Source organism: Tardiphaga sp., assembly GCF_044340795.1.
Taxonomy (GTDB): Bacteria; Pseudomonadota; Alphaproteobacteria; order Rhizobiales; family Xanthobacteraceae; genus Tardiphaga.
The window spans coordinates 1-16,717 of record NZ_JBIISY010000126.1 but is presented as its reverse complement, the minus strand read 5'-3'; the positions used below and the strand labels follow the sequence as shown (position 1 = coordinate 16,717).

At 62.9% G+C, this 16,717-nt stretch carries 15 protein-coding genes, 1 tRNA gene and 1 pseudogene; 13 read left to right on the top strand and 4 right to left on the bottom strand.

Annotated features, from left to right (window positions below; genetic code table 11):
• Positions 1 to 369, bottom strand: a pseudogene (locus ACIQ17_RS19725) (ABC transporter permease); the annotation flags it as partial.
• Positions 366 to 1,148, bottom strand: a complete 783-nt coding sequence (locus tag ACIQ17_RS19720; RefSeq protein ID WP_398470761.1) for an ATP-binding cassette domain-containing protein — start codon at positions 1,146 to 1,148, stop codon at positions 366 to 368. The gene ACIQ17_RS19720 and the pseudogene ACIQ17_RS19725, both read right to left, overlap by 4 nt.
• Positions 1,149 to 1,284: 136 nt before the next feature.
• On the opposite strand from ACIQ17_RS19720, the gene ACIQ17_RS19715 reads away from it, so the two are divergent.
• The 5 genes from ACIQ17_RS19715 (at position 1,285) to ACIQ17_RS19695 (ending at position 5,804) form a co-directional block, all read left to right on the top strand.
• Positions 1,285 to 2,085: an ABC transporter ATP-binding protein gene (locus tag ACIQ17_RS19715; RefSeq protein ID WP_398470762.1), complete on the top strand. Its 801-nt coding sequence runs from the start codon at positions 1,285 to 1,287 to the stop codon at positions 2,083 to 2,085.
• Complete coding sequence (locus ACIQ17_RS19710) at positions 2,082 to 2,861, top strand: ABC transporter permease (protein ID WP_398470760.1); 780 nt, start codon at positions 2,082 to 2,084, stop codon at positions 2,859 to 2,861. The genes ACIQ17_RS19715 and ACIQ17_RS19710 overlap by 4 nt, the downstream gene beginning before the upstream one ends.
• A gap of 167 nt (positions 2,862 to 3,028) precedes the next feature.
• On the top strand, positions 3,029 to 4,033 hold the full coding sequence (locus ACIQ17_RS19705; RefSeq protein ID WP_398470759.1) for an ABC transporter substrate-binding protein: 1,005 nt from the start codon (positions 3,029 to 3,031) through the stop codon (positions 4,031 to 4,033).
• 12 nt (positions 4,034 to 4,045) lie between these two features.
• Positions 4,046 to 4,756, top strand: coding sequence for an NUDIX hydrolase (locus ACIQ17_RS19700; protein WP_398470758.1), 711 nt, complete (start codon positions 4,046 to 4,048; stop codon positions 4,754 to 4,756).
• Between the two features lie 64 nt (positions 4,757 to 4,820).
• Positions 4,821 to 5,804, top strand: a complete 984-nt coding sequence (locus ACIQ17_RS19695) for a polyphosphate kinase 2 family protein (protein ID WP_398470757.1) — start codon at positions 4,821 to 4,823, stop codon at positions 5,802 to 5,804.
• Positions 5,805 to 6,568: 764 nt separating this feature from the next.
• Here ACIQ17_RS19695 and ACIQ17_RS19690 read toward each other — a convergent pair.
• Positions 6,569 to 7,462, bottom strand: coding sequence for a dihydrodipicolinate synthase family protein (locus ACIQ17_RS19690; RefSeq protein ID WP_398470756.1), 894 nt, complete (start codon positions 7,460 to 7,462; stop codon positions 6,569 to 6,571).
• Between the two features lie 495 nt (positions 7,463 to 7,957).
• On the opposite strand from ACIQ17_RS19690, the gene ACIQ17_RS19685 reads away from it, so the two are divergent.
• The 6 genes from ACIQ17_RS19685 to ACIQ17_RS19660 all read left to right on the top strand — a co-directional run bounded on the left by ACIQ17_RS19685 (position 7,958) and on the right by ACIQ17_RS19660 (position 13,811).
• Positions 7,958 to 9,529 carry a 2-isopropylmalate synthase gene (locus tag ACIQ17_RS19685; RefSeq protein WP_398470755.1) on the top strand — a complete coding sequence of 524 codons (1,572 nt, stop codon included), beginning with the start codon at positions 7,958 to 7,960 and terminating at the stop codon, positions 9,527 to 9,529.
• A gap of 197 nt (positions 9,530 to 9,726) precedes the next feature.
• Positions 9,727 to 10,743, top strand: a complete 1,017-nt coding sequence (locus tag ACIQ17_RS19680) for a TRAP transporter substrate-binding protein (protein ID WP_398470754.1) — start codon at positions 9,727 to 9,729, stop codon at positions 10,741 to 10,743.
• Between the two features lie 127 nt (positions 10,744 to 10,870).
• On the top strand, positions 10,871 to 11,482 hold the full coding sequence (locus tag ACIQ17_RS19675; RefSeq protein WP_398470753.1) for a TRAP transporter small permease: 612 nt from the start codon (positions 10,871 to 10,873) through the stop codon (positions 11,480 to 11,482).
• Positions 11,479 to 12,804, top strand: a complete 1,326-nt coding sequence (locus tag ACIQ17_RS19670) for a TRAP transporter large permease (protein WP_398470752.1) — start codon at positions 11,479 to 11,481, stop codon at positions 12,802 to 12,804. Before ACIQ17_RS19675 ends, ACIQ17_RS19670 begins: the two co-directional genes overlap by 4 nt.
• Before the next feature lie 131 nt (positions 12,805 to 12,935).
• A complete protein-coding gene (locus ACIQ17_RS19665) occupies positions 12,936 to 13,562 on the top strand; it encodes a Spy/CpxP family protein refolding chaperone (RefSeq protein ID WP_398470751.1) in 627 nt (208 codons plus the stop codon).
• Positions 13,563 to 13,735: 173 nt separating this feature from the next.
• A tRNA-Lys gene (locus ACIQ17_RS19660) sits at positions 13,736 to 13,811 on the top strand.
• Positions 13,812 to 13,918: 107 nt separating this feature from the next.
• On the opposite strand, the gene ACIQ17_RS19655 is transcribed toward ACIQ17_RS19660, so the two are convergent.
• Positions 13,919 to 15,517 (bottom strand): hypothetical protein, encoded by a 1,599-nt coding sequence (locus ACIQ17_RS19655; RefSeq protein WP_398470750.1) that lies wholly within the window; start codon positions 15,515 to 15,517, stop codon positions 13,919 to 13,921.
• Positions 15,518 to 15,776: 259 nt separating this feature from the next.
• Between ACIQ17_RS19655 and ACIQ17_RS19650 the strand changes: the two genes are divergently transcribed.
• A complete protein-coding gene (locus ACIQ17_RS19650; RefSeq protein ID WP_398470749.1) occupies positions 15,777 to 16,262 on the top strand; it encodes a hypothetical protein in 486 nt (161 codons plus the stop codon).
• A 26-nt stretch (positions 16,263 to 16,288) separates the two neighbouring features.
• A partial coding sequence (locus ACIQ17_RS19645) for an ankyrin repeat domain-containing protein (protein WP_398470748.1) occupies positions 16,289 to 16,717 on the top strand: 429 nt, incomplete at its 3' end.

The following is a 16,717-nucleotide window of genomic DNA, read 5'->3' as shown; positions in this document are numbered from 1 at the left end:
GCCGTTCAGCCCGGTGATGGTGTTGCGCAGCACCGGCAGCATCGAATACAGCGCCAGCGCCAGCACCGAAGGCAGGAAGCCGAAGGCCGAGAAGCCGACGCCGAACCAGTTCATCGAGAGCGATGCCAGCGCCAGCAGCAGCGGATAGAACAGCGCCAGCAGCGCAAGCCCCGGCACCGTCTGCACGATGCTGGCAACGCTAAGCAAGGCGCCGCGCAGGATCGGCCGATGCCGCGCCAAAATCGCGAGCGGCAGGCTGGCGATCAGCCCGAGCGCGAGCGCTGCGAGGCAGACGCGGACATGGCTGCCGAGATAGTCGGGCAGGTGGGCAAACGCCTCGCTCCAGCGGGGATCGCTGAACAGGCTCATGCGCCGTTCCTCGCGATCAGATGCCCGAGCCGTTCGGCCTGCCGGCGCGGCGTGCCGAGCAGTTCGTTCACATAGGCGTCGCTGCTCGCGGACAGTTCCGCCGGCGTGCCCTCGGCAATGAGCCGGCCGGATTGCATCACGGCGATGCGATCGGCGAGCAGGATCGCCTCGGTCATGTCGTGGGTGATCATGATCGTGGTGAGCCCGAGCTTGCGATGCAGCGTCTGGTATTCGTCGCCAAGCGCATCGCGCGTCAGCGGATCGAGCGCGCCGAACGGCTCGTCCATCAGCACGATCCCGGGCTTGGCCGCGAGCGCGCGCGCCACGCCGACGCGCTGGCGCTGGCCGCCGGAGAGCTCATGCGGATAGCGGTCGCGATGCGCCTTGCCATCGAGCTGTACGAGATCCAGCAGCTCATCCACGCGCGCCGCGATCTCCCCGGCCGCGACGCCCATCAGTTTCGGCGTGATGGCGATATTGTCCGCAATCGTCATATGCGGGAACAGGCCGCCGCTCTGCACGACATAGCCGATGCTCCGCCGCAGCGCGATCGGATCGACATTGGAGATATTCTTGGCGGAGACATGGATATCGCCGCCATCCGGCACGATCAGCCGGTTGGCGAGGCGGAGCAGGGTGGTCTTCCCCGAGCCGGAGCCGCCGACCACCGCGAGGAATTCGCCGGCCGCGACATCGAGCGAGACATCGTCCACTGCCGTGACGCGCCCGTCATCGAAGCGCTTGGTGACGTGCCTGAAGCTGATCACGGCGGAGCTCATGTCTCCGACTAGCATGGCGACGCGCGGCCACCAAGCCGCGCCTGGCGTTGAAATATGCGGCCTGCAACGCTACAGCGGGTGAGGAAACGATCCAGTCGGGGGAATGCGCGTGCAGGCAGTGGAAGCCGCGGCATCGATGGCGGTGGCGCTCGATGGTGCGACGGTGGCGTTCGATGTCGCCGGCGGCAAGGTCTATACGGCGGTGGAGCAGGCGACATTGCGCGTGGCGGATGGTGAATTCGTCGCCATTGTCGGGCCCACCGGCTGCGGCAAGTCCACGCTGCTGAATGTCGCCGCCGGATTGCTGCAGCCGGCCTCCGGCAGTGTCCGCATCTTCGATCAGCCGCTGCGCGGCCTCAACAGACAGGCCGGCTATCTTTTCCAGGCCGATGCCGTGTTCCCGTGGAAGACAGCGCGCGACAATGTCGCCATCGGACTCGAGGTCGCCGGCGTCGCGCGCGAGGAGGCGGCCGAGCGCGCGCAAGGCTGGCTCAATGCCGTCGGCCTCGGCGCCTTTGCCGCCCGCTACCCGCATATGCTGTCCGGCGGCCAGCGCAAGCGCGTGGCGCTGGCGCAGGTGCTGATCCGCAATCCGAAGATCCTGCTGATGGACGAGCCGTTCGGGCCATTGGACGCGCAGACGCGGCAGGTGATGGGCAATCTGCTGCTCGATCTGTGGACGCGGGATCGCAAGGCCGTGCTGTTCGTCACCCATGATCTGGAAGAGGCGATTGCGCTGGCCGATCGCGTGGTCATCATGTCGGCCGGGCCGAGTGCGCGCATCATCGGCGACTGGCGCGTCGCGCTGCCGCGCCCGCGCGACATCTTTGAAGTCCGCCTCGACAAGGCGTTTCACGCGCTGCATCGCGAGATCTGGGGCGTTCTGAAGGCCGAGGTGATGAAGACCTATGCGCAAGGCACGGGAGGCGCAGCATGAGCCGCCCGGTCCTGCTTCTCTGTCAGCTCATGGTCGCGGTGGTCACCATCGCGCTGTGGCATCTGCTCACGTCGGTGGAGATCTTCGGACGCATCCTGCTGCCGCCGTTCTTCTTCTCCACGCCGTCCGATGTGTTCAGCCAGGTCGTGTCCTGGTTCGCCTCGGGCATGATCTGGAAACATCTCGGCATCACGCTGCTGGAATCGCTGCTCGCCTTCGTGATCGGCTCGACCCTCGGCGTGCTGATCGGCTTCTGGTTCGCGCGCCAGCCGCTGCTGGCCGCGATCTTCGATCCCTATGTGAAGATGGCCAATGCGCTGCCGCGCGTGGTGCTGGCGCCGATCTTCGCGCTGTGGCTCGGCCTTGGCATCTGGTCGAAGGTCGCGCTCGGTGTCACGCTGGTGTTCTTCATCGTGTTCTTCAATGTCTATCAGGGCGTCAAGGAGGTCTCGCCGTCGGTGCTGGCCAATGGCCGCATGCTCGGCATGAGCGAGCGGCAATTGATGCGCCATGTGTTCTGGCCGTCGGCGCTGTCCTGGATGTTCTCGTCGCTGCACACCTCCGTCGGCTTTGCCGTGGTCGGTGCCGTGGTCGGCGAATATCTCGGTTCGGCCGCGGGGCTCGGCTATGTGATCCAGCAGGCTGAGGGTTCCTTCGATGTCGCCGGCGTGTTTGCCGGCATGTTCGTGCTGGCGGTGTTCGTCATCGCCATCGACCTGCTGGTGACCGTGGTGGAGAAGCGGCTGCTGGTGTGGAAGCCGGATGCGCGTGGCTGATCCGTAGGGCGGATTAGCGTAGCGTAATCCGCCGCGGAGTTTCGGCCATGGAATCGGCCGGCGGATTGCGCCTACGGCTAATCCGCCCTACGGCCCCGCGACTCTTTGTGATAAGAGGGGCACGCTTCGCTTTACCCACCCTACAAAAGAAGATCCGGGAGACCCGCATGCTGCGATTTGTATTGGCGCTCGTCGTGACGCTTGGCCTGACCCAGACCGCCACAGCACAATCCAAGGTGACCATCGCCATCGGTGGCGGCGCGTGTCTCTGCTATCTCCCCACGGTCCTCGCAAAGCAGCTCGGCGAATATGAGAAGGCCGGGCTCGCTGTCGAACTGGTTGATCTCAAGGGCGGCTCCGATGCGCTGAAGGCCGTGCTCGGCGGTAGCGCCGATGTGGTGTCCGGCTATTTCGATCACTGCGTCAATCTCGCCGCCAAGAAGCAGGAGCTGCAAAGCTTCGTGGTCTATGACCGCTATCCCGGCCTCGTGCTGGTGGTGTCGCCGAAGCAGACCGGCAAGATCAATTCCATCAAGGATCTCGCCGGCAAGAAGGTCGGCGTCAGCGCGCCCGGCTCGTCGACGGACTTTTTCCTGAAATATCAGCTCAAGAAGAACGGCCTCGATCCCCAGGGCACCGCCGTCATCGGCATCGGCCTGGGGGCCACTGCGGTTGCGGCCATGCAGCAGGGCCAGATCGATGCGGCGGTGATGCTCGATCCCGCCGTCACCGTGCTGCAGGGCAGTCACAAAGACCTCAAGATTCTCAGCGATACACGGACGCAGAAGGACACGCTGGATGTGTTCGGCGGCGAGTATCCGGGCGGCGCGCTTTACACCACGACCGCATGGATCAAGGGCCACGACAAGGAAGTGCAGGCGCTGACCACCGCGATGATGAATACCCTGAAATGGATCCATACCCATTCGCCGGAAGAGATCATGGCGAAGATGCCCGAGAACATGGTCGGCAAGGACAAGGAACTGTATCTCGCCGCGCTCAAGAACACGATCCCGATGTATTCCGAGACCGGCCTGATGGACCCGAAGGGCGCCGCCGCGGTGCTCGCGGTGTTCAGCGAGGGATCGCCGGAAGTTGCGAAAGCGAATATCGATGTCAGCAAGACCTATACGAACAAATATGTCGAGCAATACAGGGCGAATGCAAAATAGGTTATCCGACGCATGACGGTGCCGGCGATTCATCGCGTCACGCGGCTCGATCTGTTTTTCAGTGATTGGCGCTGGCCGTTCGCCGAGCAGCGTCGTGCCGAGATCGACGCGTATTTCGCCGCCAGGCGCGTCGAGAAGCCCGCGATGTTCAATGGCCGCGTATTGCTGGCGCGGCATCCCTTGTTCACCGGGGAGCGGCTCTCAACCGAATATTTCGAGACAGATTTTGCCAGCTTCCTCGCCTGGCGCGATTGGGGATTTTCCGATCGCGATGTGCTGAACGGCTTTGGCATGGGCGCGCTCCGCAGCAACGATGGTGCTTTCGTGCTCGGCGAGATGGGCCCGCATACGGCCAATGCCGGCCGCATCTATTTTGCGGCAGGCACGCCCGATCTGAATGATGTTCGTGGCGATACTGTTGATATCGCGGGCAGCGTGCTGCGCGAGGTCGAGGAAGAGCTAGGCCTCACGGTGCATGATTTTCGCAGTGCCGATGAGTGGTGCTGCGTCGTCACCGATCACGCCATCGCCATGATGCGTGTGCTGACATCCGATCTGCCCGGCGACGTCTTGCGCCAGAAGCTGAAAGCCAATCTCGCCGCTCAAGCCGAGCCCGAGCTGAGCGACATCCATCTCGTGCGCAGCATTGCCGATTTCACGCCGACCATGCCGGTTTTCGTCACGGCGTTTTTGGAGGCGCAATTCGAGCCTGCCGCGGGCTAGCGCCGCAGGCTGGCGCGGCGACGACGCGCGCGCTACGGTCGCGCGTTCGTCCCGGAGTGCCCCGATGCCTGCCAAATCCGCCAAGGTCCCCATCAAAGCCACCTTGAAGTCCTATGTCGATCCCTATCGCGTCGACGGGTCGAAGACCTTCCGCTTGAAGGACCACGACACCAATGCGTCGGGCGGTCTCCACAAGGACACCGGGAAGCGGATGATCGAGGTCAATCGTCGCCGCCTGCAGGAGCTGCAGGAAAAACTCTATGCACAGGATCGCTGGTCGCTCCTGCTGATCTTCCAGGGCATGGATGCGGCGGGCAAGGACAGCGCCATCGAGGCGGTGTTCGACGGCATCAATCCGCAGGGCTGCGAGGTGCATTCCTTCAAGCAGCCATCGTCGAACGAGCTCGATCACGATTTCATGTGGCGCCACACCGTGGCGCTGCCGCAGCGCGGGCGCATTGGCATCTTCAATCGCTCCTATTACGAAGAATGCCTCGTGGTGCGCGTGCATCCAGAGATCCTGGCGAAACAGAAGATTCCGCAGGAGCTGGTCAGCAAACATATCTGGAAGGAGCGCTTCGAGGACATCACGGCCTTCGAAAAATATCTCGCGCGCAATGGCACGGTGGTGCTCAAATTCTTTCTCAATGTCTCCAAGGAGGAGCAGCGCGAGCGTTTCCTCTCGCGCCTCGACGAGCCCGCGAAGAACTGGAAGTTCTCCATGGCCGACATCTCCGAGCGTGCGGTCTGGGACCAGTATCAGGAGGCCTATCAGGACATGATCGGCCATACCGCGACCGACCATGCGCCATGGCATGTGGTGCCGGCCGATCGCAAATGGTTCGCCCGCGTGGTGATCGGCTCGACCATCGTGCATGCGCTGGAGCAGCTCGATCTGAAATTCCCGGTGGTCGATGGCGATGACCTGAAGGAATTCAAGATGGTCCGCGAAGCCCTGGAGAAGGAGGGCGGCCCGGTGGTGAAGAAAGCCCCGTCGCGCGTGCGGGCGAAGAAGGTGCCGGGCAAAAAGGCGACAAAGAAGACGTAGCGCTCGCTTGTCGTCACCCGGCCGTGCGCGCAATGGCGCGCCATCGCGGAGGACGGCATGGGCAATGGTGATCAGTATTCCTGTCGCCCTTGACAGCCTGTCGTTCAGGAATAAGATCCGCGCTGTTCGGTTCGTGAGGGGCGCTTCTAGAGGCGTCTTGAAGCGGGGCCGGATGCGGCGCCTGCGGGTGAGGGAGGACGTATCCTTCACACTCGGGCGGTCGGGGGTCGCCGTCCGCCTCCACTATGGGAGGCTGCCGCTATTGCGCGGCTGGACGTGGTGCGGGTGAAGGCGGAGAAATCCGCCGGATGAACATCCTGCGGGATGTTGCCCAGTACCCGGAAGAACGGTCCTTCGACTGGCAAAACGTCGCGGTGGCGCGCCGTAAGGCGTTGCGCGGTTCGGTCTCGCTGGCGATCCAGCGTTGAACGAAACGCGTCAAGTCCACTCAAGTGCGCCTTGCGGCGTGCCACCTCCCCTCATGTCTGCGAGGGGAGAACTGCTCACACCTCGGACGCGCAAGCGCCGCGAGATTACGAGAGCGTGGCTGTTTGACAGGTTGATCCGCAACGACGCGCGGAAAGCCGTGCTCCCTCCCTCAAGCCGCGAAGCGGCGCAGTGGGGAGGGCGGGGGTGGGGTCTATCCCCACGGTAGGACAGAGCGTGGGGATAGACCCCACCCGTCTCGAAGCTCGCTGGACGCTCGCTTCGATCCACCCTCCCCGCTGCGCGTGGCTTCGCCACGCTTGGGGGAGGGAGAAGATCTAGCTCAGCGCCAGCTCCTTCAGCACCTTCGCCACTCTGTCCTGCGCGGCATCCGGCAGCGGCAGCACCGGCTTCGGCGGCTTCGCATCGGCGATGCCCAGAATATCCACCGCCGCATAGATCACGCGCAGGCTGGAATACTGCTTGAACAGGTCCCACAGCGGCTGCAGCGCGCCGTTCAGCCGCCGCGCCTCGGCGGCGTCGCCGGCCAGCGCCGCGCGGGTGAGGGCGAGGCAGCTCTGCGGAAACAGGCCCGCCGCGACCGAGTACCAGGCGTCGCCGCCCGCCAGCAGCGCTTCGGTCACGTTCCAGTCGCCGGCATAGCCGATGGGAAAACCGGCCGGCACCGCCGCACGGCGCTGCTTGAGATGATCGGCGATCGCATCGGCATCCGGCGCCGTGCCCTTCAGCGTGGCGACGCCGGGAATGCGCGCGATGCGGCCGACCAGCTCCGGGGTGAAGGTGAAATGCGTGGTGGCAAAGTTGTCATAGATCACCAGCGGCAGCCCGGTCTCGCCGGCAATGGTCTTGAACAGCTCATAGACCTCGTCGCCGGTGAGCGGCGTATAGGACACCGGCGCCAGCAGGCCGGCGGCCGCACCGGCAGCCTTGGCATCGCGGGCCAGATGAACCACCTCGTCGGTACGCAGCGCGCCGATGCCGACCAGCACGGGGACGCGGCCATTTACTTCGGCAATGGCCGCATCAGTCGCGCGACGGCGCTCGTCGCGGGTGAGGAAAGGGTAGGAGCCGGTGGAGCCGAGCAGACCGATGGAGTCCACCCTGGCCGCCGCCAGCGGCGCCACCAGGCGCTGCAGAGCCGGCGTATCCACCCGCCCATTGGCATTCATGGGCGTGATCGGGAAGGCGGACAAGCCTTTGGTGAAGCTCATGGTCGGGTCCTCGCAGTTGCAGCAAACAATTATCATGTAGGGCGGATGAGCGAAGCGTAATCCGCCGGCGGAATTCGCGGTTGAGCCTCGGCGGCGGATGACGGCTTCGCCTTATCCGCCCTACGGCTACCGATAGGTCAGTCTCCCTGACCCTCTTAGCCGTTGCGACGCGGCGGCTTTTGCGTTTAGAACAAGGTCGTCGCGTCCGGCAAGGAACCGTCAACGGTTTCCGCCGACATTCACCGACGCGGCCTCGAAGGATAGCAATGCTGATTCGGAACGACAGTGCTGACATGGACACGGGAGCGATCATCGCTGCCCCGCGCGTCCTTGCGCCTGCGTCTCCCGCTCTCCTTCTCGGCGGTCTGCTTCTCCTTATCGGCCCCTGAGCGCCGGCTGGGCAGTCATGCCTGGGCACTTAGGGGATGCGAACAAAAACCAAGCAAACCTCCCGGCGCCTACACAGACCGCGCCCCGATCTTTAAGGAAAGTCCCATGACCAGCCCGACCCAGAAGTCCGAGAAGGACCGCGTCTTCATTTTCGACACCACCCTGCGCGACGGCGAGCAGTGCCCCGGCGCCACCATGACGTTCGAAGAGAAACTGGAAATCGCCGAGATGCTCGACGACATGGGCGTCGACATCATCGAGGCCGGCTTCCCGATCTCGTCGGAAGGCGACTTCGAAGCGGTGCACGAAATTGCAAAGCGCTCGAAGAAGTCGGTCATCGCCGGCCTGGGCCGCGTCAATCCGAAGGACATCGATCGCTGCGCCGAAGCCGTGAAGCCGGCCGGTGATCGTGCCCGCGTGCATATGGTGATCGCGACCTCGCCGCTGCATATGCGCGTCAAGCTGAACATGACCCCGGAGCAGGTGATCGACGCTTCGGTGGCCGGCGTCACCCGCGCCCGCAACATGGTGAGCAATGTCGAATGGTCGGCGGAAGACGCCACCCGCAGCGACATCGATTTCCTGTGCCGCATCACCGAGGCCGTCATCAAGGCCGGCGCCACCACGGTGAACCTGCCCGACACCGTCGGCTACACCACGCCGGAAGAATACACCCGCATGTTCCGCACCATCCGCGAGCGCGTGCCGAATTCCGATCAGGCGATCTTCTCGGTGCATTGCCATAACGATCTCGGCATGGCCGTCGCCAACACGCTGGCCGGCCTCGACGGCGGTGCGCGTCAGATTGAATGCACCATCAACGGCATCGGCGAGCGTGCCGGCAATGCGGCGCTGGAAGAAGTCGTGATGGCCATCAATGTGCGCAACGACAAATTCCCATACTGGAACAACATCGATCCCACCACCCTGACGCGCGCGTCGAAGATCGTGTCGGCCGCGACCTCGTTCCCGGTGCAGTACAACAAGGCCATCGTCGGCCGTAACGCCTTCGCCCATGAGAGCGGCATCCATCAGGATGGCGTGCTGAAGGACGCCTCGACCTATGAGATCATGACGCCGGCGTCCGTCGGCCTGAAGCACTCGTCCATCGTGCTGGGCAAGCATTCCGGCCGTCATGCCTTCGTGCATCGTCTGGAAGAGCTGGGCTACAAGCTCGGCAAGAACCAGATCGAGGACGCTTTCATCCGCATGAAGGCTTTGGCCGATCGCAAGAAGGATATCTATGACGAGGATATCGAGGCGCTGGTCGATCAGGAAATCATCCAGGCCCACGATCGCATCAAGCTGACCTCGCTGACGGTGATCGCCGGCACGCACGGGCCGCAGCGCGCGACCATGAAGCTGAATGTCGATGGCGCCGTGAAGATCGAGGAAGCCGAGGGCAATGGCCCGGTGGACGCGGTGTTCAACTGCATCAAGGCGCTGGTGCCGCATGAAGCGACGCTGGAACTGTATCAGGTCCACGCCGTCACCGAAGGCACCGACGCACAGGCCGAAGTCTCGGTGCGTCTGGCTCACGATGGTCGCTCCATGACCTCGCGTGCGGCCGATCCGGATACGCTGGTGGCCTCGGCAAAAGCCTATCTCGGCGCGCTGAACAAGATCGTCATGAAGCGCGAGCGCGACAAGCCGGCGCCGGTCGCTGCGGCGAGCTGATCGCTCTTTAACATTGCAAACGTGCAATGAAACGCGGCGTCGCAAGACGTCGCGTTTTTGCATTGCAGTAAAGCTATTCTTGCAACCCCTGACGAAGGGAGCAGTGGTCATCTCGTTTTAATGGCGATACATCTGCCTGTGGCATCCAAGCGCAGCGGCGAATTGAAACAGCTCGCGCAACCATCAGGGAGAACAGCATGCGTCATCTCACCACACGCCAATTCCTCGCTGCCGCAGCATCCATCGCAGCGCTCGCACTCGTCGGGCCGGCCCAGGCCCAGTCGCCCATCGTCATCAAGTTCAGCCACGTGGTCGCGCCGAATACGCCGAAGGGGCAGGGGGCGGAGAAGTTCAAGGAACTCGCCGAGAAATACACCAATGGCAAGGTGAAGGTCGAAGTCTATCCAAACTCCCAGCTCTACAAGGACAAGGAAGAGGTCGAGGCGCTGCAGCTCGGCGCCGTGCAGATGCTGGCGCCGTCGCTGGCCAAGTTCGGCCCGCTCGGCGTCAAGGAGTTCGAGGTATTCGATCTGCCCTATATCCTGCCGGACAAGGCGGCGCTGCAGCGCATCACCACCGGTCCGATCGGCAAGGGCCTGCTGGCCAAGCTCGAACCCAAGGGCATCAAGGGCCTCGCTTACTGGGACAACGGCTTCAAGATCATGACCTCGAACAAGCCGATGCATAAGGTCGCCGACTTCCAGGGCATGAAGCTGCGCATCCAGTCGTCGAAGGTGCTGGAAGCCCAGATGCGCGCGCTCGGCGCTATTCCGCAGGTGCTGGCCTTCTCGGAAGTCTATCAGGCCATGCAGACCGGTGTGGTCGACGGCAACGAGAACACGCCGAGCAATGTGTATACGCAGAAGATGCATGAAGTGCAGAAGCACATGACGCTCTCGAACCACGGCTACATCGGCTACGCCGTGATCGTGAACAAGAAGTTCTGGGACGGCCTGCCGGCCGACGTGAAGCCGCAGGTGGAAAAGGCGATGGACGAGGCTACGGCTTATGCCAACGGCCTGTCGCAGAAGGAAAATGACGACGCCATCGTCGCCATGAAGAAGGCGGGCACCACGACCTTCTACGAGCTCAAGCCGGAAGAGCGCGCCGAATGGATGAAGGCGATGGAGCCCGTCACCGCCGACATGGCCTCGCGCGTCGGTAAGCAGCTGATCGCGGATTTCCAGAAGGAAGCGAACGCGAAGACCAATTGAGCTTTGGCGGAGCCAGTAGCCGTCATTGCGAGCGCAGCGAAGCAATCCAGAAAGCCACAAAGAAAAGCTGGATTGCTTCGTCGCTTACGCTCCTCGCAATGACGACTGTACGGGTGGGGGACCGAACTTGAAATTCCTGTTACGCATCCTCGATCGTCTCGAGGAAACCCTGATCGCGACGCTGATCGGCGCGGCGACGGTGGTGATCTTCGTCGCGGTCGCGCATCGCTACACCACGGATTTCGTGGTCTCGAACCGCACATTGCCGGGCGCGATGGCGGTCTACAAATTCCTCGCCGGCATTCACCTCTCCTGGGCGCAGGAGGCGTGCATCTACATGTTCGTCTGGATGGCGAAGTTCGGCGCTGCCTACGGCGTGCGCACCGGCATCCATGTGGGCGTCGACGTGCTGGTGCTGAAACTGCCGCCGAAATGGCGCAAGGGCACGATCCTGTTCGGCCTGCTGTGCGGCGCGCTTTTCACCGGCATCATCGGCACTATGGGCGCGAATTTCGTGATCGGCCTCTCGGAGACCGACCAGACCTCGCCTGATCTCGAACTGCCCAGCTGGATCGTCTATCTCTGCATCCCGCTCGGCTCCTATCTGATGTGTTTCCGCTTTTTGCAGGTGGCCTGGAACTACTGGCGCCATGACGATCTGCCGCATCACGATCACACCCATGTCGAAGGGATCGAGGTCGATACGGCAGTTGGTCCGACGCCGGAGGGCGCCCGATGACCACGCTGTTCATTTTCGCGCTGCTCATTGCGCTGATGCTCACCGGCATGCCGATTTCCATCGCGCTCGGCCTCACGGTGCTCACCTTCCTGTTCTTCCTCACCCAGGTGCCGATCGAGGCGGTGGCGCTGAAATTGTTCACCGGCATCGAGAATTTCGAGATCATGGCGATCCCGTTCTTCATTCTCGCCGGCAATTTCCTCACCCATGGCGGCGTTGCCAAACGCATGATCAATTTCGCGACCTCCATGGTCGGTCACTGGTATGGCGGTCTCGGTCTCGCCGGCGTCATGGCCTGCGCGCTGTTCGCGGCGATCTCCGGCTCGTCGCCGGCGACGGTGATCGCCATCGGTTCGATCCTGCTTCCGGCGATGATCGCGCAGGGGTTTCCGAAGCGTTTCGGTGCCGGCGTCATCACCACATCCGGGGCGCTCGGCATCCTGATCCCGCCGTCCATCGTGATGGTGATCTATGCGGTGGCGACCGGCGGCAGCGTCGCGCTCGGACCGGACGGCGCGCGCGTTACCTCGGCCTCGGTCGGGCAGCTCTTCATCGCCGGCGTCATTCCCGGCCTGATGCTGGCGACGCTGCTCGGCGTCACCACGGTCTATCGTGCCTGGAAGTTCGATTATCCGCGGTTGCCGCGCGCCTCCTGGGGCGAGCGCGTCAAGGCGTTTCGCGAATGTATCTGGGGCCTGCTGCTGATCTTCATCGTGCTGGGCGGTATCTATCGCGGCTGGTTCACACCGACCGAAGCCGCAGCGGTCAGTGCGGTCTATGCGTTCATCATCGCCGTCTTCGTCTACAAGGACATGGGCCTCAAGGACGTGCCGCGCGTGCTGCTGGGATCCGCCAGCATGAGCGCGATGATCCTCTATATAATCACCAATGCGGTGCTGTTCTCGTTCCTGATGACCTCGGAACAGATCCCGCAGCAGCTCGCCGCCTGGATGCTGGACCAGGGCGTCAACTGGTGGACGTTCCTGATCTTCGTCAACATCCTGCTGCTGGTCGCCGGCAATGTGATGGAGGCGTCATCCATCGTGCTCATCACGGCGCCGATCCTGTTCCCCATCGCCGTGAAACTCGGGGTGCATCCGGTGCATCTCGGCATCCTGATGGTGGTGAACATGGAGGTCGGCATGTGCCATCCGCCGGTCGGCCTCAACCTCTATGTGGCCTCGGGTATCGCCAAAATGGGCATCACGGAACTCACCATCGCCGTGTGGCCGTGGCTGCTGACGATGCTGATGTTCCTCGTCGCGGTGACGTTCATTCCGGAAATTTCGCTGTGGCTGCCACGCGTGCTTGGCATGCTGTAGCGGGATTTATGTGTCGCGGTGCAGCGCGCTGCGGCGCCAGCAACATCGCGACATCATATGGCCAAAGCGTAAGTTGAAGCGCCGCGGCGTGGCGATCATCTTCATGGCAAGCTCTTTCAAAGGAGGTTGCCATGAAGAAGCTGTTGCTTGCCGGTGCCGCGGTTGCGGTGATTGCGGGATCCACTGCGGTCTATGCCCAGCACCGTCCGTGGATGCATCACCACATGCGCATGAATCCGGAGGACCGTGCCGCATTTGCTGATGCGCGCATCGCCGCGGTGAAGGCCGGACTGAAGCTGACGCCCGATCAGGAAAAGCTGTGGCCGGCGGTCGAGAACTCGGTCCGCGATTTCGCCAAATTGCGCATCGACCGCGCCAATGCGCGCATGGAAGAACGCAAGGCGCGCGACGCCAGTGGCAACAACGACACGCCGCCCAATCCCGTCGAGCGCCTGCAGAAGCGCGCCGACACCATGGCGGCAACGGCCGCAGCGATGAAGAAGATCGCCGAGTCCGCGGACCCGCTCTACAAGACTCTCGACGATGGCCAGAAGCGTCGTCTGGCGGTGTTGACCCATATGGGCCACCGCTTCGGCGGCGGTGAGGGCTGGCGCCATCGCGGCCCGCGTCCGGGCGGCTTCGAGCGCGGCAGTTTTGAAGGCCCTGGTTTTGGCCCTCCCGGTTTCGATGAGCGCGATCGCGGGCCTCGTGGTCCGGGATTCGGCCAGGATGATCCGCCGGATGCGGAACGGCTCTGAGGCCGGTCAGTTTTCCACTGCTCTCGATGACGGAAAAGCCGCTGAATCCCGGCGGCTTTTTCTTATTTTCGCAAAAGCGAAATTCGATGCATTTTTTATGACGCTCGCGCTGGACATCCTGGGGGGGCTTTGGTACACGCAGCCGTCCCCGCGGGGATATCCGGATTGGATCCGGGCGCATAGCTCAGTTGGTAGAGCAGATGACTCTTAATCATCGGGTCCTAGGTTCGAGCCCTAGTGCGCCCACCAAAACTTCCCAACATTCTCAGATGTTTGGTTTGGTGGCCTGATTTTCGGACGTTTGGTTCCGACAAGCCTGCTGCATTGTGACCAGTGACAGCCGCGATCTGCAACTTTCATTTCTTGTCCAGCCAGTAGGCCTGTCCGCGGACGAGGACGGTGTCGGGCAGCGCGCCGTCCGCGCTTTCGGGCACCGCGAAGAAATGGCGCTCGATCTCGCCGTCGCGCTCCACGACGAGGGCGTAATCCTCGAAGCGGTAACGCGCGGTGACGTCTTTCACGGCAGGGCCATTGACGATGATGTAGCTCGTCACAACATTCCCCGCCACGAACCCGCTGCGATGATAGACGAGCGTGCCGTCCGCGGCGAACCTGTAGCGACGGTCCTGTCGCCGCCCGCCCATTCCGACCTGCAGATAATAATATGAGGCCTGCAAGGACCGGGGGCGCATCGGGCGTAACTTCTGTGCCTTCTCGATCTCGATGGTTCGGCGCTCGTTCTTGTCGCCACCGCTGGTGAGCGTCACCTGGCCATTGCGCTCACCCCAGGTGAACCAGCGTTCCGGCTCGCGCGCCTTCGAGAGGGTGATTGCCAGATCGGTGAACGGGAAGCTCCACTGGTGCCGATAGGCGGTTCCGTCGCGCAGCAAGACATAGATATTTTCCTTGCGGTCGACATAGCCATTTCCGAAGCCGTCCATCCGATTGTTGAAGCTGGCTTCGTAAAGAACGCGGTCGATCTGGCTCACCGCGATGCCCTTGTTCGGCCCTGCATAGGCTTCACTTTCCTCGAGCGGGCGCGGCATCAACCCGGCCTTGTCCTCTTCCTCGACAAAGGGGCGACCCGTCTCCTGCACGGTGAAGACGCTACATTTGTCGAGCTTGAGCTTGCCGCCGGTGTGGGCGTCGAGCACAGAGCGCGGCCTGCCCACCACAACCCGATCCTGATGCATTGCCTCGGCCATCCGTTGCTTGTGGGCATCGGTGATAAAGCTGCTGCATTCGACCTTGAAGGCGGACTGCTGGTCGCCGCGCCATTCGCGCAGTTCATCATTCGCCGTGACGCGACCGAACAGCACCTGCATGCCGTCGGCGGCGAGCCAGTTTTCGGCGTGGTCCTCGCGGGCGCGGCTCAGGTCCGACATGCGACGGCCGCCGTCCTTGCTGCCGATTTCGGCCATCCTGGTTTCCAGCCGGGCGGACAAAGCCGCCAATCTCAGGATCCGGGTGCTTTCAACGGATTTCTCGGCGGGCACAATCTCCGGCGCTGCAGGGATGTCGATGCCGAGCCGGGCCGACAGGCGCGTCAGACGCGAAACCTGCGTCCCCACCGAGAGCTGCTTGTTCTCCTTGAAGAAGGCCTGGAGATCATCGCATCGCGCGGGATGGGTTGCGATTTCCTGCGCGACCAGATCGGACATGCGTTGACGCTCACGCCCGAGCTGCGTTGCAAGGTCAGGGATGCGCGCGCGAAGGCCCTGCATCAGCCGATCGTAACTCGCCCGTTTGTTGCCATGCGACCATCCCGCAAGGACGTCACGCCGCGATGCGGCCTTCGCAGGATCTTTTCGATTGCAGTGCTCGACATAAAGTTCCGTCGCCGTGAACGCTCCGACCACCTTGCCGAGACCTTCGGCAAGCTCCTTCGCGCTGTCGGCGCGCGCGGGGACGGACAGCGCAGAGACGAGCGCAAGAATGGCGAGGGCCAGTCTCACGTGCAGGCTCCATTATGCGATCGACGCAGCATCTTGCCGTCCCACGTTTTCGATGTCGGGGCATGCGAGTGATGAGATTGCGATAGCGCAGCTGGTCCCACACATCCAGCCCGCGGCTTTTTGGCGCGCGCTGTCTCCGATGGCGCACGCCGCCATAAATAGGACGTGTTGCAATGTCCGCTCCAAGCACAGCGCGCGAACATCGACGGGCGCAGCGGCCCGGCTCCTTTCCGCAACGCCGTGAAAAACGAGAGGTCTGATGTTCAAGCGTCTGATGGCCGTCCTGCGCAGAGACGGCACCAAGTCTTCTGATGGGCCCGAGAATATTGCCGCCTTGCAGGACGACGTGGTGCTGAGCGTGGTCGCTGACCGAACGGATCTTCAGGACCACGAATGGGAAGACCGTGAATGGGTCCACATCGCGGTGAATACCGAATTGCTGGTCGAGGACGGGCGGCGCTCCAGCACGCAGACGGCCGTGCTCGCGCACAGACCCGGCGGTGAACTGGAGGATCTCGACTTCCGCCTGAGCATGGCGACCAAGGCCAAAATTCTGGCCTTGCGTAACGCGATGAGCGCGAGCGGCAACGCCGTATGGACAATCGCCGACATTACGATCGAGCGTGACGGCGTCTACAAATTCGCCTTTGGCTATGGGCCGCCGCCGCGCCTGAATGGGGATCTGCTCCACGCGCCGCTGAAGGGATCACTGGAACGCTACAAGGCGGGCAGGGGCCTGAATTGAGAAGCACCAGGTTCTGGAAGATCGGCGTGATCCTCGGTGTGCTCGTTGCACTTGGTGTTCTCGGCGCCGTTGTCGGTACGCCCGAGCAGGAGGCCCGGCGACCAACCATTCGGCCGGATTTGAGCGAGCCCGATGCAGACGACAAGACACCGCTGCTGAGGGCAATACTGGCCAGTGACTACGGTGCACTCCTGGATCTACTGAAAAACGGAGCAGATCCGAACATGCGTGCCTGGCACGGGACGACCGCTGTTCATCTGGCCGCACAGCATGAAAATGAGCGGTACCTCGAAAAGCTGCTCGATTATGGTGGCGATCCCAATGCGATCGCTGAGCGCATGCACCGCACGCCAATTTTCAACGCGATGGATACGAAGCGGCCGAAAAACCGCGATCTGCTTATTGCGCGTGGCGCCGATATCGAGCACGCGGATGCCTCCCGCGGCCGGCCGCTC

Bases quoted from the DNA above. Each gene is read 5' to 3' on its own strand.
- ACIQ17_RS19665 (WP_398470751.1), top strand. From the start codon at position 12,936: ATGAAGAAGCTGTTGCTTGCCGGTGCCGCGGTTGCGGTGATTGCGGGA.
- ACIQ17_RS19680 (WP_398470754.1), top strand. From the start codon at position 9,727: ATGCGTCATCTCACCACACGCCAATTCCTCGCTGCCGCAGCATCCATC.
- ACIQ17_RS19710 (WP_398470760.1), top strand. From the start codon at position 2,082: ATGAGCCGCCCGGTCCTGCTTCTCTGTCAGCTCATGGTCGCGGTGGTC.
- ACIQ17_RS19695 (WP_398470757.1), top strand. From the start codon at position 4,821: ATGCCTGCCAAATCCGCCAAGGTCCCCATCAAAGCCACCTTGAAGTCC.
- ACIQ17_RS19685 (WP_398470755.1), top strand. From the start codon at position 7,958: ATGACCAGCCCGACCCAGAAGTCCGAGAAGGACCGCGTCTTCATTTTC.
- ACIQ17_RS19705 (WP_398470759.1), top strand. From the start codon at position 3,029: ATGCTGCGATTTGTATTGGCGCTCGTCGTGACGCTTGGCCTGACCCAG.
- ACIQ17_RS19670 (WP_398470752.1), top strand. From the start codon at position 11,479: ATGACCACGCTGTTCATTTTCGCGCTGCTCATTGCGCTGATGCTCACC.
- ACIQ17_RS19720 (WP_398470761.1), bottom strand. From the start codon at position 1,148: ATGAGCTCCGCCGTGATCAGCTTCAGGCACGTCACCAAGCGCTTCGAT.
- ACIQ17_RS19650 (WP_398470749.1), top strand. From the start codon at position 15,777: ATGTTCAAGCGTCTGATGGCCGTCCTGCGCAGAGACGGCACCAAGTCT.
- ACIQ17_RS19700 (WP_398470758.1), top strand. From the start codon at position 4,046: ATGACGGTGCCGGCGATTCATCGCGTCACGCGGCTCGATCTGTTTTTC.
- ACIQ17_RS19715 (WP_398470762.1), top strand. From the start codon at position 1,285: ATGGCGGTGGCGCTCGATGGTGCGACGGTGGCGTTCGATGTCGCCGGC.
- ACIQ17_RS19690 (WP_398470756.1), bottom strand. From the start codon at position 7,462: ATGAGCTTCACCAAAGGCTTGTCCGCCTTCCCGATCACGCCCATGAAT.